Source organism: Microcoleus sp. SVA1B4, from assembly GCF_036700545.1.
Classification (GTDB): domain Bacteria; phylum Cyanobacteriota; class Cyanobacteriia; order Cyanobacteriales; family Microcoleaceae; genus Microcoleus.
Genome location: NZ_JAUBPB010000021.1, coordinates 1 through 22,520, shown reverse-complemented (window position 1 = coordinate 22,520; position 22,520 = coordinate 1). Strand labels below are relative to the sequence as shown.

Annotated in this window: 16 protein-coding genes; 6 read left to right on the top strand and 10 right to left on the bottom strand. The window is 46.6% G+C overall.

The window, feature by feature from the left end:
• Positions 1-150: 150 nt before the first annotated feature.
• Both QT987_RS12335 and QT987_RS12330 read left to right on the top strand, forming a co-directional pair.
• Positions 151-1,824, top strand: a complete 1,674-nt coding sequence (locus tag QT987_RS12335) for a SpoIIE family protein phosphatase (RefSeq protein WP_333240178.1) — start codon at positions 151-153, stop codon at positions 1,822-1,824.
• Between the two features lie 508 nt (positions 1,825-2,332).
• Positions 2,333-2,755, top strand: coding sequence for an ATP-binding protein (locus tag QT987_RS12330; protein WP_006633914.1), 423 nt, complete (start codon positions 2,333-2,335; stop codon positions 2,753-2,755).
• Between the two features lie 502 nt (positions 2,756-3,257).
• On the opposite strand, the gene QT987_RS12325 is transcribed toward QT987_RS12330, so the two are convergent.
• Both QT987_RS12325 and QT987_RS12320 read right to left on the bottom strand, forming a co-directional pair.
• Entirely contained in the window at positions 3,258-3,683 is a 426-nt protein-coding gene (locus QT987_RS12325) for a nuclear transport factor 2 family protein (protein ID WP_333240176.1), read from the bottom strand.
• Between the two features lie 489 nt (positions 3,684-4,172).
• Positions 4,173-5,135: an orange carotenoid protein N-terminal domain-containing protein gene (locus tag QT987_RS12320; protein WP_333240174.1), complete on the bottom strand. Its 963-nt coding sequence runs from the start codon at positions 5,133-5,135 to the stop codon at positions 4,173-4,175.
• Between the two features lie 209 nt (positions 5,136-5,344).
• Here QT987_RS12320 and queG point away from each other — a divergent pair, with 209 nt between their 5' ends.
• Entirely contained in the window at positions 5,345-6,310 is a 966-nt protein-coding gene (gene queG, locus QT987_RS12315) for a tRNA epoxyqueuosine(34) reductase QueG (RefSeq protein WP_333240172.1), read from the top strand.
• Between the two features lie 177 nt (positions 6,311-6,487).
• The gene (locus tag QT987_RS12310) at positions 6,488-7,126 is read left to right on the top strand and encodes an HAD-IA family hydrolase (RefSeq protein ID WP_333240170.1); all 639 of its coding nucleotides are present in this window, start codon (positions 6,488-6,490) and stop codon (positions 7,124-7,126) included.
• A gap of 151 nt (positions 7,127-7,277) precedes the next feature.
• Here QT987_RS12310 and QT987_RS12305 read toward each other — a convergent pair whose 3' ends face one another.
• Positions 7,278-8,105, bottom strand: a complete 828-nt coding sequence (locus QT987_RS12305) for an SWIM zinc finger family protein (protein ID WP_333240168.1) — start codon at positions 8,103-8,105, stop codon at positions 7,278-7,280.
• A gap of 162 nt (positions 8,106-8,267) precedes the next feature.
• Positions 8,268-11,696 (bottom strand): DEAD/DEAH box helicase, encoded by a 3,429-nt coding sequence (locus QT987_RS12300; protein WP_333240166.1) that lies wholly within the window; start codon positions 11,694-11,696, stop codon positions 8,268-8,270.
• A 448-nt stretch (positions 11,697-12,144) separates the two neighbouring features.
• On the opposite strand from QT987_RS12300, the gene QT987_RS12295 reads away from it, so the two are divergent.
• Positions 12,145-14,298 (top strand): polyribonucleotide nucleotidyltransferase, encoded by a 2,154-nt coding sequence (locus QT987_RS12295; RefSeq protein WP_333240164.1) that lies wholly within the window; start codon positions 12,145-12,147, stop codon positions 14,296-14,298.
• Between the two features lie 421 nt (positions 14,299-14,719).
• Here the strand turns inward: QT987_RS12295 and QT987_RS12290 are convergent, their stop codons facing one another.
• Together QT987_RS12290 and rppA are read right to left on the bottom strand one after the other, a co-directional pair.
• Positions 14,720-15,991, bottom strand: coding sequence for a HAMP domain-containing sensor histidine kinase (locus QT987_RS12290; protein ID WP_333240162.1), 1,272 nt, complete (start codon positions 15,989-15,991; stop codon positions 14,720-14,722).
• The gene (rppA, locus tag QT987_RS12285) at positions 15,984-16,658 is read right to left on the bottom strand and encodes a two-component system response regulator RppA (RefSeq protein ID WP_333056440.1); all 675 of its coding nucleotides are present in this window, start codon (positions 16,656-16,658) and stop codon (positions 15,984-15,986) included. Before rppA ends, QT987_RS12290 begins: the two co-directional genes overlap by 8 nt.
• 159 nt (positions 16,659-16,817) lie before the next feature.
• On the opposite strand from rppA, the gene QT987_RS12280 reads away from it, so the two are divergent.
• Positions 16,818-17,207, top strand: a complete 390-nt coding sequence (locus QT987_RS12280) for a hypothetical protein (RefSeq protein ID WP_333056441.1) — start codon at positions 16,818-16,820, stop codon at positions 17,205-17,207.
• 233 nt (positions 17,208-17,440) lie between these two features.
• Here the strand turns inward: QT987_RS12280 and QT987_RS12275 are convergent, their stop codons facing one another.
• From QT987_RS12275 to QT987_RS12260, 4 genes are all read right to left on the bottom strand, one after another.
• Positions 17,441-18,763, bottom strand: a complete 1,323-nt coding sequence (locus QT987_RS12275) for a ferric reductase-like transmembrane domain-containing protein (RefSeq protein ID WP_333240160.1) — start codon at positions 18,761-18,763, stop codon at positions 17,441-17,443.
• A 32-nt stretch (positions 18,764-18,795) separates the two neighbouring features.
• On the bottom strand, positions 18,796-19,596 hold the full coding sequence (locus tag QT987_RS12270; protein ID WP_445299659.1) for a superoxide dismutase: 801 nt from the start codon (positions 19,594-19,596) through the stop codon (positions 18,796-18,798).
• 1,289 nt (positions 19,597-20,885) lie between these two features.
• Entirely contained in the window at positions 20,886-21,587 is a 702-nt protein-coding gene (locus QT987_RS12265) for a rhomboid family intramembrane serine protease (RefSeq protein ID WP_333240158.1), read from the bottom strand.
• A gap of 27 nt (positions 21,588-21,614) precedes the next feature.
• Positions 21,615-22,439, bottom strand: coding sequence for an alpha-amylase family glycosyl hydrolase (locus QT987_RS12260; RefSeq protein ID WP_333240156.1), 825 nt, complete (start codon positions 22,437-22,439; stop codon positions 21,615-21,617).
• Between the last annotated feature and the right edge of the window lie 81 nt (positions 22,440-22,520).

The window sequence follows — 22,520 nt, the reverse complement described above, 5'->3', positions numbered from 1 at the left end:
ATGGTGCGAAAGGAATGCTCACCTTGAGGTAAAACGGGTTTCTTTAACTCAACTTGACGTAACTGATATGTTGCATATATCCAGCCCCCCTTTTCCTCCCGCCACCTTGCTGATTACAGCTATGGTGGGGGCTTTCAAGGGGGAAAAAAGATGAGTCGGGGAGATGGAAGCAAGCTGAAACTGATGGTAGTCGATGACGAACCCGACAACTTGGATTTATTGTACCGGACGTTTCGACGCGACTTTCAGGTTTACAAAGCAGATAGCGCCCTCAGCGCCCTGGAAGTTCTAGACGAACAGGGTGAGATGGCGGTGATTATATCTGACCAGCGGATGCCAGAAATGAATGGCACCGAGTTTTTGGGGAAAACAGTCGAGCGATTTCCCGATACGATTCGGATTCTGTTAACGGGATACACCGATGTTGAAGATTTGGTTGAGGCCATCAACTCAGGCCAAGTTTTCAAATACATCACCAAACCGTGGAATCCAGAAGAACTCAAATTGGTGATCAATCAAGCCTCAGAAACTTACAAATACTACAAGCAGCGCAGCGTTGCATTGCGCCGCGCTTTACGCAAGGAATCTCTGTTCAATGAGGTAATGAGCGTGATTCGCGGGTCGCTAGATTACTCTAGTATGGTACAAACTATTGTTCAAACCGTAGGTCAAACTTTTGAGGCCAACTATTGTATGCTGCGGCCAGTAGAAGCCGATCGACTATTGCCCAGTACCTTCCCCTACCAAGCCCAAACCTCTGAAGTCAGTAGCTTTTCTTTTGATGAAAATTTGCTGGTTCAAGCTGTAGCCACCCGCCAAACTCAAGTGAACTCCAACAGTGGGGGGAATGGTAACTCGGTTGAGATTGCTGTGCCCCTGACTTACCAGCAAGAATTGCTGGCGGTACTGGCTTTGTCCCAGATTGGTGGCACTAACCCTTGGTCGGCAGAAGAGATAGAGTTAATAGAAGGTGTAGCAGCTCAAGCTGCTCTCGCCCTGTCTCAAGCTAAGCTCTACCAGCGCACTCTGGATTTAGCCAAGCAAATGCAAAACGAGTTGGAAGTGGCTCGCCAAATCCAAACAAACTTGTTGCGCCAAAGTTGGCCGGATTTTGAAACTGTCAGGGTGCAAGCTTGCTGCTATCCCGCGCGGGAAGTTGGTGGCGACTTTTTTGAAGTCTACGTCCACTCCCAAGGGGATATTTGGATAGCGGTGGGAGATGTGTCGGGTAAGGGAGTTCCGGCTGCTCTATTTATGGCGAGCGCGATTTCGGTGATGCGGCGGGAACTTTCCCAAGAAGTTTCTCCAGAGCCCGATCGAGTTATGCAGAACATGAATAGCAGTATGTCTGACGACCTGATCGGCAACAACCATTTTATTACAATGGTTGTAGCTCGTTACACTCCGTCAACGGGACACCTCGCCTTTGCTAATGCCGGTCACATTTACCCGATTGTTTGGTCTCACTCGGAGGTGAAAGCTCAAGCCGCTAGCGGTAAAACGCCAGCCGAGCCTAATTTCCTGAAAGCTCGTGGCATTCCTTTGGGGATACTACCAGTTTGGAGGGGCAAAGCAGGTGCGATCGAATTAAAGTCAGGAGATGTATTTCTGCTGACGAGTGACGGAATTACTGAAGCTAGCGTGACAAGTCAAGCGGTAGCAGGGGGTGTACCAACCCGTTCTATGCTACAACAAGAAGGGCTTTGGCAACTTTTGATTCAGGAACCTGGTTCTTTCAACTTGGACAATTTGTTGGCTCACATCCGAGCTGATAATCCCGTTCAAGAAGACGACCAAACCATACTCTCTCTGGAGGTTCTTTGAATCTGTCAGCGACTCCCGACGCATAGTCGGGGGTGGGTGAGAGCCGAAAAAACTTAAGCCCTGCTTGTTGACGGCCCATAGAGTAGTCCTACAAAGGACGGTGTTATCGTCACCAGTCAAAAACCACAGTAAAAACCTAGCCGGCGATGGCGCAGCTAGTTTCCTGAATCGCTTTCCTGGGGGATTAAATACCTGTAAAGGGTTAAGGTAGAAGGCATTCGTCAGAAAAAACCAACGCTTAAAAGCCAAGGATTGAAACACAGATTTTTTATACCTCACTGCTTACAGTCTCGGTATAATTATCAATTGTTAAGGGGCTTTAAGCCCATAACAAAAGTTTTCAACTATTCTCTTAACTTCTGCCTTCTACCGAATGACGAATGCCTGATTTTTAAACAGAAAAGGCTAGTATCCCCCGATTAGCGACAAGTATTGAGGCCGAATCCATTCGGCTCGTCGTATTTCATACCTGGAAGACACAGGGTTTTCAAACTTACGGGATTTTTTTATGAATACTGAGCTTCATGTGCCAAGCGACTTGCGGTTTTTAACAATTGTTGAAAATTGGTTGCTGAGCAGTTTGGAAGTAGAGCTAGGAGAGCACGTCGATTGGCCGCGTCAGTCGAATCGTTTGCGCTTGGTGTTAGCAGAAGCCTATTCTAACGTGATCCGCCATGCTCACAAAGATCAACCCAATTTGCCCGTGTTAATTCGCTTGAATTTAAAAAATAGGGATATTGGTTTAGAAATTTGGGATTACGGTAAAGGTTACGAAATGGATACTTACAATCCCCCGAGGCCGGAAGCTAAACAGGAAAGCGGCTACGGCTGGCTGATTATGAGCAGACTTATGGATCGGGTGGACTACACTTTGCAAATAGACGGTCGCAACTGTCTAAAGTTGGAAGCGAGTTTGCCGGAAAAATCTTAATTAGTCGTTAGTCATTAGTCAGGAGTGATTAGTGATTGGCAATGCACTTTTTGACTCGCTTTGGCTGTCTGTCGCACGGTGCGGTGACAGCCACTTTTCCGTGCAGTAGCGTCAATCGATTTTAGATTTTAGATTTTAGATTTTAGAATTGAAGCATTGACTTGCGCGAGATAAATACGTTCGGCAAGTTTCATCGGATACAGGTTTTTTATTTCTGGACGGATGAATCACGTGGCGGGTATCCTGGATGCTTTATTGTCAGCCCAAGGCGAGACTGTAAGATTTTAGGGGTAAAGTCCCGATCGCACAAATACCCAAGAAACCGGGTTTTTGAACAGTTAGCGACGCTTCACCAGAGATTTGGGTAAAAAACCCGGTTTCTGCCTCATGCTGGCGATAAAAAGCCGATTAACCTGTCGATCGCACGATTTTAGCTATTACGTGCGATCGACAGGTCAAACCAAAACAAACAATTTAAATGTGAAACAGCTTATCAAACATCTCATTTCTTATGTGACCGCAGATTTAGCAATTCTTGGGGAGAAGCTAACAGTTTGACTGTGACAGAAAGGATTTTTTGGTCAGAATTGAGCAAGAACAGCCATCCGACATTAACACCAAAGGCGGAAGTTTGCACCCGGCCGCTGACCTGAACTTCTACTTTGCCATCTTCTAAAATTTGGCTGACACCTTTCTGGGGTTCTAGCTGCATTCCTCGCGCTTCTTTTTTGAGATAAGTGGCGATCGCAATCCTGCCGATAATTGGCTCTTCAAACGGCGCGTGCAGAACCCCATCATCGGCAAACAAATTAGCCGTCGCTTCAAAATCCCCCGCGTTTAAAGTTTCAAAATATTGCAGTACGGCTGGAATTGTGATGCCTGCAATCTTTATAGAGTTAGTTAAAATAGGTCGAGTTGTGGCGGTCATAAAACAAGTGATTTCAAATGAATGAGTATACTGTAATCATTCTCTTTGTCGCAGCAAATCCCTCAAAAGATATAAGTAGGGGTAGGAAAATAATTCTCCGAAAAAAGGAGGAATCGGGAACCGGAGAGTATTGAGGGCAGCTTTCAGAGCGATCGACCAAAATCAATCCTACTTTCAAAAAATGCAAGTGTAGCCAAGCTGTAAACCCTGATACAATCAGTCATTCGATTTTAGATTTTAGATTTTAGATTTTGGAGGCGACCCCACGGATAAATTCGGGGGACGCAAGGATTTTAGATTTTAGATTTGGGATTGATTCCACGGATAAATCACGTAGCGGGTACCACCTTTGAAAGTCTTGGTCATTTTCCATCCTTCAATTCTTGAATCTAAAATTTAAAATATTAAATATAAAATGACATAAACCCAGACACCTAGCGGCATCTGGGTTTCTGGGCAAGCCTGTTTAACAGAGCCAACCAGAATATTCTATTTGCGGATCAAATTGAGCAATTCTTTAGGAGATGCCAACAAGTCGATCGCCACAAAGAAAATTTGACCTTGGGGATCGAGCAAAAACCGCCACGCGATGTTCATACCCACATTCGATCCGAACCAGGGAGTTTCGACTTTGCCAGTGACTTTCACTTGGCGGTAGCCATCTTCTGCGGGTTCCGATACGCCTCGCTCGGGCATCATTTTCAGTCCGATGCACTCTTCGCGCATATAGTTGAGGATAGCGTCGCGACCAACGATCGGCTTTTGGAAAGGTGGTTGCAGGGCACCTTCTTCAGCAAATAAACCGACGGCTGGGGTGAAGTCGAAGGCGTTCATGTAGTCGATGTAGCTGAGCACTGTCTGCTCGCTGATACCCTCAATTTGGGTTTTCACCCGCTCTTCTGGAGCGGTGGGAGTGCTGCGGGGGGCTGAGCGTTTGCCGTACTCTTGGTTAAAAGCAGGGTCATAGCCCATGTTAACTACGGTATTCCGAAGTACGGTAATTTGCTGACCCGGATCTAGTTTCTTGATGGTTTCAAGGACTTGGGTGGCTTCGGGAGACATTTGATAGCCAGCCGGGATCGGAGCCACAAGGCCCTGTTTCATCAACTGTCCCAACTCGTACCAGAAACCGAGTTTGGTGTTGACGCGCAAAGAAGTGTAAATCCGACCAATTGTTGTGTCGGCGTTGCTGGCTAGGTCAAACATGGTTTTGCTTTGAGCAGCCGGCGACATTTGCTTGATTTCGCTCAGAATGCCTTCGACAAGCGCCATGCTGGCTACTCCCGGTGCTGCTGCGGTGATGGAAACGCCCATTTCGGTGTAGGCATACCAGAGCAAGGCTAGTTGGTCTTCAACGCTGAGTTTGTAGAACGCTTCCGTGGTAGCCGGAACAACGCTAGCAATCTCGGTGTTGGAGAAAATAGATTGAGCTGATTGAATACTAACTGCCATATGTATGCTGTGGGATTCGCTGTCGGTTTTACTTGCGTACTTGAATTAGCGAATCGAATTCTCCCTAAATTAAATTATGTAACATTTTTGACATTTTGGAGTTCAAACTTATAAATATAAAGATTGCCAAAGTATTATCAATACTGTCCCAAAATTACTCTGAAAGTTACTAGACTTATGGCACAAATTGTGCAGTGGTTTCTTACGTGATGAAAAAATCAATTAATAGCGATCGCATTAAGCAAAAAGCCCTTGAGTTGGGATTTCACAAAGTCGGGATAGCCTCAACAGACACGGATTTTGATATAGAAAAACAAAGATTGCAAGCTTGGCTGGACAAGGGTTATCAGGCGGATATGGCATGGATGGCAAACCCGAAACGGCAGGATATTCAATTGGTGATGCCAGAGGTGCAGTCATTAATATGTGTCGCCATCAACTACTACACGCCCCACCAACGCCCCGAAAATCCCCTGTGGGAGGGGGGGGACGATGCAGCGATCGAATATGCTAAAATCTCTCGCTACGGTTGGGGGCGGGATTACCATAGAATTTTGCACAAAAAACTGAAGCTTTTGGCAAATTGGGTGCGATCGCAAGGCGAGGGAATTGAAGCGCGGTATTATGCTGATACCGGGCCAGTTCAGGATAAAATGTGGGCGCAGCGTGCCGGGATTGGCTGGATTGCCAAAAATGGTAATGTAATTTCCCGCGAATACGGTTCTTGGGTGTTTTTGGGCGAAATCTTGACTAATCTGGAGTTAGCGTCGGATGAGTCTCATACTGAACATTGCGGTACTTGCACTCGCTGCATTGAGGCGTGTCCGACGGGAGCAATTACTGAGCCTTTTGTGGTGAATGCCGATCGATGTATAGCCTATCACACGATCGAGAATCGAGCCGAAAAATTGCCCGACGAAATTGCATCTAATTTACAAGGTTGGGTAGCAGGTTGCGATATTTGTCAGGATGTTTGTCCTTGGAATCAGCGATTTGCTAAACCAACTGATGTGGCAGAGTTTGAGCCTTATCCTGAAAATATAGCACCGACACTTGCAGAATTAGCCGACATTTCCGACGAGGAATGGAACCGCAGATTTACCGCTTCGGCGCTGCGGCGCATTAAACCCGAAATGCTGCGGCGAAATGCGAAAGCCAATCAAATTAACCCTTAAAAGTTGAGATGTTCGTGCTTAGGAGGCACTTTACCCTATAGATAATAACCCTAGGGTGTTTACGGCTCGCCAAGAGACAATACATTCTGCCGTAAGTCATTCCCCATCTAAAACCCAAAATCTAAAATCTAAAATCTAAAATTGTATGCTTCCCCGTTCCTTATTTGCTATTGTCCAATGACCAAAGTAATTATTTTTGATTTTGACGGTACTTTAGCAGATACAATCGATATTCTTCTAAGCATCACCAACCGTTTGTCAGTAGAATTAGGCTTTAAGTCTGCGACCAAAGAGCAAATCGCTCAACTGAGCAATTTAACTTCTTGGCAAATTCTTCAGTATTCGGGCATTTCTATCTTCAAATTCCCGCTGTTGATTAGAATGTTGAAAGCGGAGTTACGCAGCGAAATCCCCAACATTCGTTTATTTCCGGGGATTAAAGAAGTTTTACTGGAGTTAAAAAAACAGGGATTTCAACTGGGCATTATCACATCTAATTCCAGAGAAAATGTCTTGGAATCGATGAAAAAAAATGCTTTGCAAGACACTTTCACGTTTATTTACTCTGGCTCAACTTTTGGCAAACATAAAGTTATTAATAGATGGCTAAAAACCGAACATATAAATGCTAAAGAAGTCGTTTATGTGGGAGATGAGATTAGAGATATAGAAGCTGCTCGAAAAACCGGAATTAAGGTAATTGCTGTAGGTTGGGGTTTTAATTCTGAGGAGGCTTTGGTGGCACACAATCCTGATTTTTTGATTCAAAGCCCCCAGGAATTGATAGAAATTATGAGTAATTTGCGGGAAGTATAAACGGAAATTGCCAAAAGTAAGACTCCTCGGTTGAAATCTATTCTAGACAAACTCTCTTTCCACCAGAGAGGGACTAAAGAATAAAATGGGTATTAAAGCTTGATTTGTTATCAGCCATAATCTCTTGTATCATCTCTGGGAATACATTAGGTTAATCTCCTTCGCCCCGTTTCAGGGCTGCTAAAACGGCTTGCTGGCTAACTGCTTGGTAGATTTTGCTAAAATGCTGCTTGAGGGCGTCAGAGGCGGGCGAGGATTTGCTAGCGCTTCCTTTTCCGTCGGTGGCGATGGGAATTGGGCCTAAGATATCTAATACTGTTTCGCTGCTGGGCGGCGGTACAATTACTACTAAAGATGATTCTAGCTGCTGATTGTATTCCCAAAAGCGATCGACTTTTGGCAATTTAGCATTCGCAGTAGGGGAATTTTCACCCTTGTTTAGCTGGGTATTTTCCTCTCCTTCCTTACCCCGTCTTTGGCGGAGTGCGGTCAATATTTGCTCTTTAGTTCTTCCGCGCAGTTGAAACAGTACGAAAGGGTCTTCGCCGAAGCGATCGCCCAATAAGTAGTATACTGCACTGATGTGTTTGCAAGGGTTTTTAGGGTCAGGACAGCTACAGCGCGATCGAATATCTGACAAGCTTAACGGAAATAGCGTTTTGCCTGCCGCCGCAAATACATCCTCAATATTGTGTGGCATTTCTCCTGCTAGTAATTTAGCTGAAAAAACTGCTCTTTGCGACATATTTTCAATCACATAATCCCAATCTTCATCAGTCAAGGTGTCGAGTCCTAAAGAAACTTGATAGGGTTTTGGATCAGTGCCTTGAACTATGGCAATTACTTCTTGGTTAGGGAAGTTAATGCTGAGAACTTTACCCTCGCGCGCATATTGCCAGCCACGTTCTAACCGCTTTTTGAAGCGGTAGGTATTGATTAAATCTAACCACTGTTGTGTCCACCATTCTCTGTCAATCATAAGCCGAAGGAAGAAGGAAGAAGGAAGAAGGAAGAAGGAAGAAGGTATATATTAGATTATGTCCGATAAATTAACCCTAATTATTGTAGGGGCGGGTTCACCAATATATATGATACAAACGATCGATCGAGTAAACCCGCCCCGGCGACAAACCAATAAATATTATTCTTCTTCTGTTTCTATAATAGCATTGCGATCGAGAATTAGTAAATTGCGAAGTTGGTCTGTATCTAGCTCGGTGAGCCAGTTTTCCCCTGCGCTGACAACTTGTTCGGCTAGAGCTTTCTTACTTTCGATCATATCGTGTATTTTCTCCTCTAACGTACCTGTGCAGACAAATTTGTGAACTTGCACATTGCGGGTTTGACCGATGCGAAATACGCGGTCAGTTGCCTGATTTTCTACTGCGGGATTCCACCATCTGTCATAGTGGAAAACGTGGGTTGCTCTGGTTAAGTTCAAACCTGTGCCGCCTGCTTTTAAAGATAAAATCATAATCGGCGGGCCTTGGGGGTCGTGCTGGAAGCGATCGATCATTTCTTCCCGCTGCTGCTGCTTAACTCCGCCGTACAAAAACAAAACTTCTCGCCCTAAATGCTTTTCTAGATGCGGTTTCAGGAGTTTTCCCCATTCGGCAAATTGAGTAAAAATTAAAGCCCGATCGCCCTCAGCGAGCACCTCTTCTAACATTTCCACCAACCGCTGCAATTTCCCCGATTCCTGGCTCTTAATCTCCAATTCTTTCGGCTTAGCTTCTGCTTTGACAAGAGCCGGATGGTTGCAAAGTTGCTTGAGTTTTACCAGCAAAGCCAGAATCATTCCCCGGCGCTGAATGCCTTCTGCTGAGTCTAATTCAGCTATTGACTCTTCGACTATTTTCTGATATAATACCGCCTGTTGAGCCGCCAGCCCGCAAAATACAGTCATCTCCTGTTTTTCGGGCAAATCTTGGATGATTTCTTTGTCAGTTTTCAGGCGGCGGAGGATGAAAGGCCGAACGAGCGATCGCAAAGTCTGCAATGATTCCCTATCGCCGTATTTCTCGATCGGAATTGCAAATCGGCGCTGAAAGAAATTGCGCGGCCCCAAATAACCAGGATTGAGAAACTCCAAAATTGACCACAATTCTTGCAGTCTATTTTCCACCGGAGTTCCCGTCAGCGCAATTTTAAAAGATGCCTCGATTTGCCGCACCGCTTGCGACTGCTTCGCCTCGGAATTTTTAATATTTTGCGCTTCATCTAAAACCAATCCTTGCCACTTAATGCCTTGAAATTCCTTCGCATCGCGAAACACTAGCGCGTAACTGGTAATGATTAAATCCTTTCCCTTAATTGCCGTCCCAAATGCTTTGCCTTTAGCGCGTTTGTCTCCGTGGTGAACTAACACTTTCAGCGTCGGGCCAAATTTCTTGACTTCCCGCTCCCAATTACCTAATAATGAGGTTGGACAAACCAGTAATGTTGGCGCTTCTAGAGAATCTTGTTCCTGTAAGTGTACAAGGAAAGCAATTAGCTCGATCGTCTTCCCTAATCCCATATCGTCCGCGAGACAAGCACCCAAACCCCAGCGTTCTAAGAATGCTAACCAGCCTGCTCCTAGGGCTTGATAAGGCCGCAATTGTCCTCGGAAACTAGCCGGAGTTGCGATCGCACTTACGGCTTGATTATCGCTCAAAGTATTCAACAATTCCTGAAGTTGACCGGTTGCCTCAAAATTCACCACAGGCAATTTTTCGATCATCTGAGAATCGCCCGACGCCAGACGCAAAGCATCCTCCAAAGAAAGAGTCATTTGCTCTTTGCGGCTGGCAAAAAAAGTTTGAGCCGCTTTCACATCCGGCGCGCGCAACTCCACCCACTCGCCGTTAATTTCCACCAAAGGCGAATTCAACGCGGTCAACCTGTCAAATTCTGCCTTAGAAATGCGCTGTCCGCCGATCGTCAATTCCCACTTAAAATTTAGCAGACTTTGCAATCCCAACCCACCTTTCGCCGGAGTCACTTTTGGAGTTTCCGCTTGAATGCTCAAACCCAAACGACTCGCCCAACCATCCGTTTTTGTCAAACTCGGTGGCAAAACTACGCCCAACCCGCTATCAGCAAACCGCCAAGCTACAGACTTAATAAACTCGTAAGCTTGCAGCGGATTTAATTGGCAAGATTGAGGCCGCTGTGCTTGCAAACTCGGTTCAATTAACGGATAAAGTTTCGAGGCTAAACCCAAGCCGCTGAGCAAAGTTTCTTGAGGCAATTCAATTGTCCGCCCCGCATAAGCCAAACGCTCGACAGAGTTGTTCCAAACAGTTGTCGCGTCTACCAAAAATTCGGTTTCATCTGCTGCTTGCAAGCAATAATTTAAATTCCAGTTGGCTTTACCGGGCGCTGGTGGTATGAGTTGAAAGCAAGTGCGAAATTGACTTTGTTGAGATAGTTGGTTTTGCAGCGGTGCAGTCCAAGCACTCAGCTTGGTTGCCAAGTTTTCCAATGCTGTTGTTTCTACTTGAACTATCCCCGATTCCTGCTGCAAAGCTTGCAGCCAGTCGCGCACCGGAGAAACTGCTTTGATGTCTAAAGTAGAGCTACCAGCCGTTAGCGCAGCCCTCGAAGAGGATCGCACTTGACTATCTACAATACTACTCAAAAATCCTAACACTAATTCCTCAGCCCCCCTCGGCAAATCCACCGCTAAAGGCAATTGACTGGATTCTTCTGCCTTTTCCCCTCTTCCTTCTTCCTTCTTCCTTCTTCCTTCTTCTGCCTTTTCCCCTCTTCCTTCTTCCTTCTTCCTTCTTCTTTCTTCCTTCGGACTGACATCCGTTACATCCGTTACATCCGTTACAGAATCCGTTGCCGAACTTCCTTCTTCCTTCTTCTGATATGTTCTGCAAGCCGTCGGCATTTGCTTAACAAAAGTGGCGAGGCGGAGTGTATCTGTAGAACTATCTAACAGCGGTTGCCATTTGGCAATAGCAGAACCGTCGGGCTGTTTCTCCAATCCCGGCAAGAATTTGCATCTTGCCAACAAATCCAAACTCCACCTAGCTATATGAGACCAAAAACGCAAATCTGAGCCGACAAAAGAGTCTGGTTCCGTGCTGTTAAGCGGTAGTGATTGCAAGAAAACAAAAGCTGCTTGAGGGTTGAGACAAAAACCCTCGACTTGCCAGGGATAAAGGTAAATATCCTCGGTTTTAGCGGGTTCCTCAAGTGCTGCTGCTGAGTGCTGCGGCATCAGATTTGCGTTTGATTCTGAGATTTGTGTGGGAAGTGCGATCGCCCGAATTTCCCTTTTAATTGAGGAGTTTGGTGCGCTGATTTCTTCCTTGGTAGTTTTGGGCGATCGCCTAGTTTTTTTGCTTTTTTCCGGGGGAGTTTCTGCGGTTTCCGGTAATTGCCAATCCAGTTTTCCCGACTGCTGCAAGGAATTTAGGAAAGTCTTAAATTCCGATTCGGTCATTGCTAAGGGGTGCGGTAAATTTATCCCCGATTCTAGGGTTTCAATTGCCCCAAGTTTTCGCCAAGTTTCTCCCCAAATAAATAAGCAACTTTTTTCATTCTCTACGAGCCAACTGCCGTGTAAAATAGCCATATTTTTTTACCCTGATATTTGTATTTAAGTGCGAGGTTGACTACAGCATTTATATGGAATTTATGAAAACTTTATTTAAAACAAACCGAGGAAAATTTGAGCCAGATAGGAATTAGGTAGAATTTTTATATTTAGGTACTTAGGGCACACCTTACCGCTTATTCCCTGACCTAGATAACTAAATCCCTCTTCCTTCTTCCTTCAACGTCCCAATTCCCAAACGAAAATTGATCGTACCATCTATGGAAGGCGTTTAGCGGACGATCGACTGGAGAATCGACCCCAGACTGCAAAAAATAATTTAGAGTATAAATGCCTACAATCGAGACGCAGACAGTCGATCGCGAGGCGATTATCCCTGTCTTTTGGCGTCGGACTCTCAAACATCCTGTGGTAATGTTACGATCCCGACAGAGAAAGAATGTGGTAGATAAGGAAGCAGTGCTACATGGTAGAGATAGACAAGTCAATATCCTTCGATGGACGGGATATTAGACTGAAGATTGGTTTACTAGCGCCTCAAGCAGGCGGTGCAGTTTTGATTCAGTCGGGTGACACGGCCGTTTTGGTGACAGCGACTCGATCCCAGGGGAGAGAAGGAATTGATTTCCTGCCCCTGTTGGTGGATTACGAAGAGAGACTCTACGCTGGCGGTAAAATTCCCGGTGGGTTTTTACGCAGGGAAGGGCGTCCCCCAGAAAAAGTGACTTTGACTGGCCGTTTGATCGATCGACCGCTGCGTCCGCTATTTCCAAGCTGGCTGCGAGATGACATCCAAGTTGTAGCCACAACGGTTTCGATGGACGAACAAGTGCCACCGGACGTTTTGGCGGTGACGGGGGCTTCCGTAGCGATTCTGCTGGCGAAAATGCCGTTTTACGGGCCGATGGCGGCAGTGCGAGTCGGTTTGGTAGGGGACGATTTCATCATCAACCCCACCTACAGCGAAATCAAAGAAGGCGAGTTGGATCTCGTGGTAGCCGGTTCTCCTGACGGAGTAATCATGGTGGAAGCCGGCGCCAACCAATTGCCGGAACAGGATATCATCGAGGCGATCGACTTCGGCTATGAAGCAGCCTGTGACTTGATTCAAGCCCAGCGCGAAATTATGGCGGAATTGGGCATCGATTTGGTGGTAGAGGAACGGCCATCGCAAGATTCGGCCCTGGAAAACTTTATTCGCGATCGCGCCCAAGAACCCATCCGCATCATTTTGTCAAGATTTGAAAAAGACAAAACCATACGGAATGCAGCATTGGACGAAGTTAAGGCAAATGAAGTCGAAGCTGCGATCGCCGAACTTGCCGAAGACGATCCGGTAAAACTAGCAGCCACCGCCAACAGCAAGGCGATCGGCAACGTTTTCAAAGACGTTACCAAAAAAATGATGCGGAAGCAGATCCTCGAAGATGGCGTCCGCGTAGACGGTCGCAAGCTAGACGAGGTGCGACCCGTTTCTTGTCGCGTAGGCGTCTTGCCGTCGCGAGTACACGGCTGTGCGTTGTTTAATCGGGGGTTAACCCAAGTGTTGTCCGCAGCTACCCTGGGAACCCCAGGCGACGCCCAAGACTTAGGAGACGACTTGCACCCGCAGCAAGACAAACGCTACCTCCACCACTACAACTTCCCGCCGTTTTCCGTGGGAGAAACCAAGCCGATGCGATCGCCCGGACGCCGAGAAATCGGTCACGGAGCCCTCGCAGAACGCGCTTTACTGCCCGTTTTGCCATCCAAAGAAGATTTCCCCTACGTCATTCGCGTAGTTTCCGAAATCCTTTCTTCCGACGGTTCCACCTCAATGGGTTCAGTTTGCGCCTCAACGCTAGCATTAATGGATGCAGGCGTTCCCCTTTCCCAACCCGTCAGCGGCGCGGCAATGGGCTTAATTAAAGAAGGCGATGAAGTCCGAATTTTGACTGACATTCAGGCAATTGAAGACTTTTTAGGCGACATGGACTTCAAAGTAGCCGGTACCGACACCGGGATTACTGCTTTGCAGATGGACATGAAAATCAAAGGTTTACCCTTAGATGTGATTGCCACCGCCATCCGCCAAGCCAAGCCGGCCCGACTGCACATTCTAGAAAGAATGCTGTCAACCATCGACACTCCCCGCAAGGAAATGTCGCCGTTTGCACCGCGTTTGCTAACCCTGAAAATCGATCCAGAATTTATCGGTTTGGTAATTGGGCCAGGTGGCAAAACGATCAAAGCCATCACCGAAGAAACCGGTGTCAAAATAGACATCGAAGACGACGGAACCGTGACAATTGCTGGCAACGACAGCGAAAAAGCTCAACGGGCTTACAACATTGTCCAAGGCATGACGCGCAAGTTGAATGCAGGAGATGTGTATGTCGGCCGCGTAACTCGAATTATTCCGATCGGCGCTTTTGTGGAAATTTTGCCCGGAAAAGAAGGAATGATTCACATTTCCCAGTTAGCGGACTACCGCGTTGGGAAAGTGGAAGACGAGTTAGCTGTGAACGATGAAGTGATTGTCAAAGTGCGAGAAATTGACAACAAAGGTCGAATTAATTTGACCCGCTTGAATATTCATCCCGACGAAGCGGTAGCCGCCCGCGAAGCGTTGAATAAATAGTTTACAGTTGGTAATTGGTAATTACTTATAGAGTAATTGCTAATTGCTAATTGCTAACTGGTGATTAGTAATTGCTAATTGCTAACTCGTGATTAAATCTGATTGTTTCAGATTGATTTAGGAGTAGGGTGCGCGACAGCGACAGATCGACAAAAGTGCGATCGGCTGTAGAAGTTAATAAAGTCGCGCACTTTACCCTCTGCGGCTGAAACCGCAACTACACAATCGATCGCAACTGTGATTCAAGAGTGACAATCTTCGATGTCCCCGTTATAGCCGCAGGATATCTTCTATGACAATTCCCGCATCCAGGATACCCGCCACGTGATTCATCCGTCCAGAAATAAAAAACCTGTATCCGATAAAGGAACCCCCGAATTTATCTCGCGCAAGTCAATGCTTCAAATCTAAAATCTAAAATCTAAAATCTAAAATCGATTGACAGGGGCAGTTCTATTTGAAACAGAGAACCTTTCCCAACCTCGCTACTTACCGTTAGGTGTCCGCCGTGAGCTTCCACAATTTGCTGGGCGATCGCCAATCCCAATCCAGAGCCGCCTTTCTTCCGTGTTCGTACCTCATCAACTCGGTAAAATCGGTCAAAAATGTGTGGCAAATCTACATCGGGAATGCCGATTCCCGTATCTTCTATTTGAATTAAAATGCGATGAGATTGAGTCAATAACCGCAGCCACACTGTTCCTTCAGGTAAGGTATATTTGCAGGCATTGGTGAGTAGATTAGTGATAGCTTGTTTTAATAAATCAGAATTGGCTTTGATGATAACTCTCTCTTCAGGCAGTTCTAAATGAAGGCTTAAATGCTGGGCAACACCCTGTATTGATGAAGTGGCGATCGTATCTTTTAACAGGTCATTCAAGTGAATCGATTGAATCGACTTTGCATCTAACTGTCCTGCCTGTCGTGCTAAAAACAAGAGATCAGTCACCAACCGATTCATCGACTTAGCCGTTTCAGCAATCTTTTCCAATCGAGAGTGCTTAGGCTGGCCGGCATCGACTGGGCTGAGTAAGCCAACCTGGGCATTGCTGAGTATGGTGGCAAGCGGTGCCCTTAGTTCGTGGGAAGCATCAGAAGTAAATCTTTGCATTTGGACATAGGCGTTTTGAATCGGTTGCATAGCCAATCCGCCTAAAAACCAACCTACTAGACTAATCGCGCCCAGAGTCAAGGGCAATGTTATCACCATCACAATCAGTAACTCTCTCAGTGTTTTCTGAGCATCCGTCAAAGGGATGGCAATCTGGAGGTAGCCAATCGTGCGTCCGTTGTAGTCAACCGGAAGCGTTAATTGTCGCAGCCACTCGGGGGAAGACTCAATGGTTTGAAACGCCGCGCGAGCCTGAATCCGATCCGAGGGCTGCGCCCCATAAAACTGTTGCAGTTGTCCAGTCGCTGAATACCACCTAGCGTAAACAACTTCACTGCCAGAGGGAGGAGAATAATTACCAAGAATCGGAACGTTACTCAGATCGATGTGTTCTTTTCCCTGCCGCAAACCATAGTCAATATTGGCAGCCATGACTCTTGCTTTTTTGTAGAGTAGTCGATCGCACTCTTCTAAGCTGTTAACCGCTCGCTGGTAGTAAATGATCCCGGCAAACACGATCAGAATAGCCCCCATCGAGAGCGTAAACCAGTGGGCCAGATTGCGGCGGCTACGATTAAACATCTGGATTCAAGCGATATCCCATACCATATACGGTTTCTAGCCAACTGACAGCACCTATCATCTGCAATCGCTGCCGCAGACGACGCACTAGGACAGTAATCGCATTACTCTCAGGTTCGTTGCCCCACTCCCACAAGGCTTGTTCTATTTGGCTGCGGGAGAGTATCTGACGAGGATGGCGCATCAGATACTCTAGAAATAGAAATTCACGAGTCGATAACTGCATACTTTGCTCCCCCCGTTCAATAGTCAGCGTTGATAGATGTAGAGTCATATCTTCAACCTGTAAAGTATCCCCTTTCCAAAGTGGCGATCGTCGTCCCAAGGCCCGCACCCGTGCCAGCAGTTCAAACACATCGGCGGGTTTGATGAGATAATCATCGGCTCCAGCGTCTAAAGCGCTAATTTTGTCAACAATCGCATCTTTGGCAGTCAACAGCAACACCGGGGCCGTTTTTCCCAGACGGCGGTATTGCTGGCATAAGCTTAAGCCACTGATCTCAGGTAATAACCAATCAAGGATCAACAGATCATAGTCCCGCTTCGATAAAATCCACTGGGCCGTCGCCCCATCTTCTACACCATCGACAATATGTCCCGCCTCAGAGAGAGCAGCTTGAAGTGGCTCCAGTTGATCTACATCGTCTTCTACCAGGAGAATTCGCATCCGTCTAACCATTGTTCGGCAAATTTTATGTATGTTAGAGAAGAAATTTAGGAAAAGCATCCATCACAGGTAAGATTTATGCCAATCAGTTGCTAACTAAAATGTTGGTAGTTTCTCCCGATTATTTCGAGCAATCTAAATCTAAAATCCAACATTCCCATGACTTTACCTCGCATCCTACCACTTCTACACCGCGCTGCCTGGGAATTTTGGGTACCTCTGCCATTGGTAGCAGCCTTATTCTGGACTACAGGTAACTTCATCGCGGCCCAAACTCTAAGCCGTCCGTATAACTCTGTCAACAAACTACTGGCAGATAGACCGTTAAATCGGAGATTACCAGTAACAATCTTGACCATAAATGCAGAAATCGATCGCAGCCTGGGTGTTACCACTATTTTTGTCAACACCAGTGACTCAACTTTAAAGAAGCTGGAATACGAGTTTCCTGTTACCCAAACCAGTCAGGTCGAAGCAACGATCGCCCAAGAATTAGCAATGCCGGTTGAAAATGTCCGCAAATTGATCAGCTACCGGATGAAGAACTAAGCGGTTGAGCGAAAAATTGCTCCACCATTGGCGAGTGGGAAATAGATCGAGTTCCGCCGATCCCAAGCATGGATTTAGTGCCTGTGATGAGAAGGACTAGAAATTCTGTCTTCTCTAAGATCAATAGGCTCAATTCGAGTTTGAATCCAGGCAAAGAGAACCGCAACTCCCAACAAAATGAGCGTTGTGCCTGCTACCAGTTGCAACATGATACTGTAACGCATAGCCCCCCATTAAGCTAAATCAAAGTGTTCCATGTGAACGTTCGTGACGGGAACATTTAGTTCAAATAACGCCCGCTCAACTGCATCCATCATCACCGGAGCCGCACAGACAAAGTAATGCCGACTGCCCCGATGAAGAGGAATGTATTTTTCCAATAATGCTTGGTCAACATAACCTGTGTCACCTGCCCAATCGTCATGAGCTTTTCGCAACACATAGACGATCGATAGATCTAATTTTTCCTTTAAAGCGTCTAGCTCTTCTTGATAGGTCAGGTCGTCCCAGGAGGAAGCCGCGTAGATCAGCAAAAAGGGGCGATCGTCCTTTCGTTCCGCCGCTGTCAACAGGATGCTGAAGATGGGTGTAATCCCCACTCCACCGGCAATCAGCACAAAGCCAGCGCTGTCCCAATAGCGCTCGGTCGTAAATACCCCATAGGGCCCATCCAAATACGCTCTCGTTCCCGGTTGGACATCTTTGATGCCTTTGGTGAAATCTCCGATCGCCTTGATACCAAACTCGATGCGATCGGCGCGATCGGCACAAGACGACATCGAAAACGGATGTTCTCGCATACTCAACGGGGTAATATTCAGCGTCAACCAGGCAAATTGACCGGGTTCAAAGGTAAAGCCTTCATGTCCCAGCGGACGCAATGCCAGCGTCCAGACATCACCCCGTTGTGGCAGCACTTCCTCTACCACATAGGGCTTTTGAGTCATCAACCAAGGTTTGACCAACCGCACATAAACGATTAGCCAGAGCGAGACGAGAATAATGCCTCCCCATAGCACAGCTTTCCAGAACAAGCCTAAATAATTGCCAACGGCGAGGGCATGTGCAAAGCCGAACCCCACTGCCACCACTGCCAGAATGGTGTGAGAGGCTCGCCAGGGTTCGTAGGGGATCTTTAGTGGTTTGCGCCAGATGGTTGTCACCACCATTGCCAGAAATGCCAGTGTACCCAAGACTGCCATCCGCGCCCGCCAGGGCGCCTGGGGAAAGTTGAGTAGTTGTAGGGTTTCCGGTTGAGCAATAAATAAGATAACTGGATGTACCAGCACCATGAAAAATGCCACCAGTGAGGTATAGCGATGAAACTGCAGCAGGATATCAATCCCGTAAGAGGTTTCGATCCGATTGACGCGGGCCGTCAGGATAAATTGCAACGCCATCATCGCCAAACCAATAAAGCCCAGCGCTACCGAAAACTCAGTCCAGAATCCACGTCCAGAGGGAGCCGGATGCAGTAACAGCACCAACAGGGGAAATAGAGTTAGTGACAGATACCCTACAATCCAGAGAACAGCAACAGCGCTCGGGCTATGCATCAACAACCTTCTCATATCAAACTCCTAGACGATTATGGTTGGGATGCGAGTTGAAACCGTCGGTTTACTTCTTCCCAGTTAACCACATTCCACCAATTGGTCAGATATTCAGCGCGGCGATTTTGGTAGCGCAGATAATAGGCGTGTTCCCAGACATCGTTGCCCAGGATTGGGTATAAGCCTTCGGTAATCGGATTGTCCTGATTGGGCGTTGTGGTAATTTGCAGTTGTCCTTGGGAATTACGAACTAACCAAACCCAACCACTGCCAAAGCGATCGCCCCCCGCTTCGTTAAACTGTTTTCTAAAGTTCTCAAAACTCCCAAAGGTTTGATTGATGGCTTCAGCAACTGCACCAGTAGGTTGCCCACCCCCATTGGGACTCATAATTTGCCAGAAAATCGTGTGGTTTAAATGCCCACCCCCATTATTCTGAACAGTTGTGCGAATAGCTTCCGGCACACTGTTAAGGTCACGTAGCAAAGCTTCAACACTACGGTTCTGCAAATTCGACTGTTGCTTTAATGCCTCATTGAGATTCTCAACATAAGAGGCGTGATGGCGATCGTGATGAAGCTTCATGGTTTCGGCATCAATAGCTTTCGCCAAAGCACCATACTCATAGGGCAACGGCGGTAGTTGCGCGGGGTAGGCGCTCAGTTCCCCACCCGGTGATGCGACGGCAGATGGTTGAGTCGTCGAGGGGGATGTCTGCGCCTGTGGTGTCGATTGAGATGTCTGCGCCTGTGGTGTCGATTGACAGGAAACGATCAGCAGGACTACGGCAGCTCCTGCTATCAAAAAACGGATAGGTTGTTGTAAAAAGTTTTTCATCGTTTTTGGTCAATTCAATGAGGTAAAAAAGACGGTTTGACAGATTCGGAAGAGCCAGCACGATCGGCAGCAGCTATTGCTTCGCTAAGAGCTTCGCCTTGAATCACCAGGATTGAGCAAGGATGATGAGGAACGACATAGTTACTAACACTCCCTACTAGCACCTCGGCTAACCCTTTGGTTGCTCTACGACAACAATAAGGTCTGATCTCCATTGTCGAGATACATGGAAAATCGCCCGTCCTGGCTGTCCATTTTCGTAGCTAAAGTCTACTGACATATGCCACGTCTTCACTTCTGCTGATAAAGCTGCAATAGCTTTTGATTTTTCTCCTCTCCTGCACTTAGAAAAGTGATGGGAGTGTACTGACTCAAGTGAGATAGGTCAATACAATGGAAAACTTTGCAAACAGCGTTCTCTTGTTCTGTTAGGGTAAGCGCTTGCTCAAAGAGAAAGGGTGTAAAGGGTGATTCATCAAAGGCTGTCAAAATCCTTATTAATTTCCTTCTACTGATTAGCCAGGAGCTAATTAGCATTGGAGTAGATTCACCTCAGACTGAAAAAATTAGATCTAAGCGTTTAAGCTCTTATCTTTTAGAGTCACAAGTAAATGTGACTAAAAAATGACAAAAGTTCTTATTACCGGCTGGCGGGGTGACAAGCCCACTTGAAACCCAGATGGGGCAAAGGTTGAGCTTCGTTGTGAAAAAAAAATCGACCGCCGAATTGTGACAGGCTAGCTTATCCTAAAAAATGCTACCGACATCCTATCAGACCCATTTACAAAAACAACTGACACACGCTCAGTTTATGTTTAAAATCTTGGTTGGCTTGATACAATCAGAAAAACAAGTCAATCGATTTAATCGATTTTAGATTTTAGATCTATAGTCCGGACAGTTTTTATCTAGCCCAATGGCTTATTCTCGCTTGACTTTGAACCACTGTGGATAATTAAATCAATGTCAGGTTAGAGCTGTTCCCACGGGTATTTCCCTATCCAAGAACAGCCGAAAGTCGCCGTCGCAAGCTACACAGATTTCTGGACAGACCTCAGTGCCAAAAATACGACAAAGGGAGTACAGGAAGGCGTGGGCGCAAGATGGAGAGCAGTGGGCAAATTATCTCGAACGATATTATGAATCTGTGCACGACTTAATAAAGTTAACTCGAAATAAGCGTTGCTTTTATCAACAGGTATAGGACTGCCACCCTGATTCTGTTTAGTTTGTAGACCTTTTTGTCACCCTCCCAGATTACTTGACTAATTGATTCATCGCTTCTGAAATTAACGCTCTTTTGACGCAAAGAGACCAAAGAGAGGACCCAGAAGGACACCAAAGACGAATCCTCCCGCATGTGCCCAGTAAGCAATACCACCACCTTCCATGCCGACATTACTGCGTATCTGCAAACTGGCAATACCGTACAAAGCTTGTTGGACAAACCAAAAACCCAGGAAGAAAATTGCCGGAATACGGAAAGTTGTTATAAAGAATCCTAACGGAAGCAAGGTCAGAATTTTAGCGTGAGGAAAGCGAAGAATGTAAGCTCCAAGGACACCCGCTATCGCCCCACTAGCTCCCAACGCAGGCACCGTAGACTGCATTGAGAAAAACCACTGCGCCAACCCTGCTAAGGCTCCACAAAGCAGATAGAAAATCAAAAACTTGATATGTCCCAACTGGTCTTCGATGTTGTTGCCAAATACCCACAAAAACAGCATATTCCCACCCAGATGCAAAAAACCTCCATGCAGAAACTGCGAGGTAATGAGTGTCATCGCTTGAAGTAGAATTTGTGTGAGATCACCACTTTGAAAACTGGTAGTTAATTGATTCGGAACAACCGCATAGGTTTGTACAAAACTCTGCAATTGCGGAGCCGATAAACTTGCCTCATACAAAAAAATAACGATGTTGATACCAATTAACCCATAATTGACGTAAGGAGTAATTCGGGTAGGGTTGTTGTCGTGAAGGGGAACCACAATACTTCTTCCTTGTATGGAGATCTGTTAAAAAGGCTGGTCGCCCACGCGAAACCAATGGTAACCGTACCCTTTGAGATGAATTTTATGAGATGAATCTACGATCGCCTCATCCGGTCGATCTTCAAACAAATCAATCAAATATTTGTTAGCATCCTCTGTGAGTGTCAATGTCGCTGTACAGGCAGCTTCTGCCAGATTATGTACGGCAATAACCACCCTGCCCTCCCACTCACACCGATGGGCAAATACACTGGGGTGATTTGCCTCCAAGATTTGCCATGCGCCCCAACCAAACTCAGGGCATTCCTTCCGCACGCGGATGGCGCGTTCCATCCAGTTGATCAACGAGTCAGGGTTTCGACGTTGAACCTTGACATTCAAATGCTCGTAGCTGTATTCGCCTTCGGAAATAACAGGAAGCAGGAGTTGATCGGCCGCGGCCGTCGAAAATCCACCATTGGGCGCACTCGACCATTGCATTGGTGTCCGAGCCGGATCGCGCTCTTTCAATGATAAGTCATCGCCCATACCCAATTCTTCGCCATAGTTAATCACTGGCGTGCCTGGTAGGGTTAGCAGCAAACTATAGGTGAGTCGCAGTCGCTGAATATCGCCGTTGACCAGAGGAGCAAATCGACGACGGATACCGCGATCGAAAATCCACATTCGATCGCGATCGGGCGCAAATGCCGCTGCAATTTCGTCTTGCTGAACACTGGAGAGTTGATCGAGCGACAGTTCATCATGATTGCGAATAAAGTTTGCCCATTGCCCAATGGGGGGGACATCTGGCAATTCTTTAAATGCTTCAATTAGTGGAGTTGCCGTTTCCTGTGCCAGGGCAAGCATTAAACTGAAGTTCCCCCATTGACAAAAGGCGTGGGAGTATGTAGGGCAAACCTTTGGAGGATTTTGACTCCGGTTTTACTG

Coding starts and splice junctions, on each gene's coding strand:
- QT987_RS12325 (WP_333240176.1), bottom strand. CDS start 3,683: ATGACCGCCACAACTCGACCTATTTTAACTAACTCTATAAAGATTGCA.
- QT987_RS12310 (WP_333240170.1), top strand. CDS start 6,488: ATGACCAAAGTAATTATTTTTGATTTTGACGGTACTTTAGCAGATACA.
- QT987_RS12320 (WP_333240174.1), bottom strand. CDS start 5,135: ATGGCAGTTAGTATTCAATCAGCTCAATCTATTTTCTCCAACACCGAG.
- QT987_RS12280 (WP_333056441.1), top strand. CDS start 16,818: ATGACTTTACCTCGCATCCTACCACTTCTACACCGCGCTGCCTGGGAA.
- QT987_RS12275 (WP_333240160.1), bottom strand. CDS start 18,763: ATGCATAGCCCGAGCGCTGTTGCTGTTCTCTGGATTGTAGGGTATCTG.
- QT987_RS12260 (WP_333240156.1), bottom strand. CDS start 22,439: ATGCTTGCCCTGGCACAGGAAACGGCAACTCCACTAATTGAAGCATTT.
- rppA (WP_333056440.1), bottom strand. CDS start 16,658: ATGCGAATTCTCCTGGTAGAAGACGATGTAGATCAACTGGAGCCACTT.
- QT987_RS12270 (WP_445299659.1), bottom strand. CDS start 19,596: ATGAAAAACTTTTTACAACAACCTATCCGTTTTTTGATAGCAGGAGCT.
- QT987_RS12335 (WP_333240178.1), top strand. CDS start 151: ATGAGTCGGGGAGATGGAAGCAAGCTGAAACTGATGGTAGTCGATGAC.
- QT987_RS12295 (WP_333240164.1), top strand. CDS start 12,145: ATGGTAGAGATAGACAAGTCAATATCCTTCGATGGACGGGATATTAGA.
- QT987_RS12305 (WP_333240168.1), bottom strand. CDS start 8,105: ATGATTGACAGAGAATGGTGGACACAACAGTGGTTAGATTTAATCAAT.
- QT987_RS12300 (WP_333240166.1), bottom strand. CDS start 11,696: ATGGCTATTTTACACGGCAGTTGGCTCGTAGAGAATGAAAAAAGTTGC.
- queG (WP_333240172.1), top strand. CDS start 5,345: ATGAAAAAATCAATTAATAGCGATCGCATTAAGCAAAAAGCCCTTGAG.
- QT987_RS12330 (WP_006633914.1), top strand. CDS start 2,333: ATGAATACTGAGCTTCATGTGCCAAGCGACTTGCGGTTTTTAACAATT.
- QT987_RS12290 (WP_333240162.1), bottom strand. CDS start 15,991: ATGTTTAATCGTAGCCGCCGCAATCTGGCCCACTGGTTTACGCTCTCG.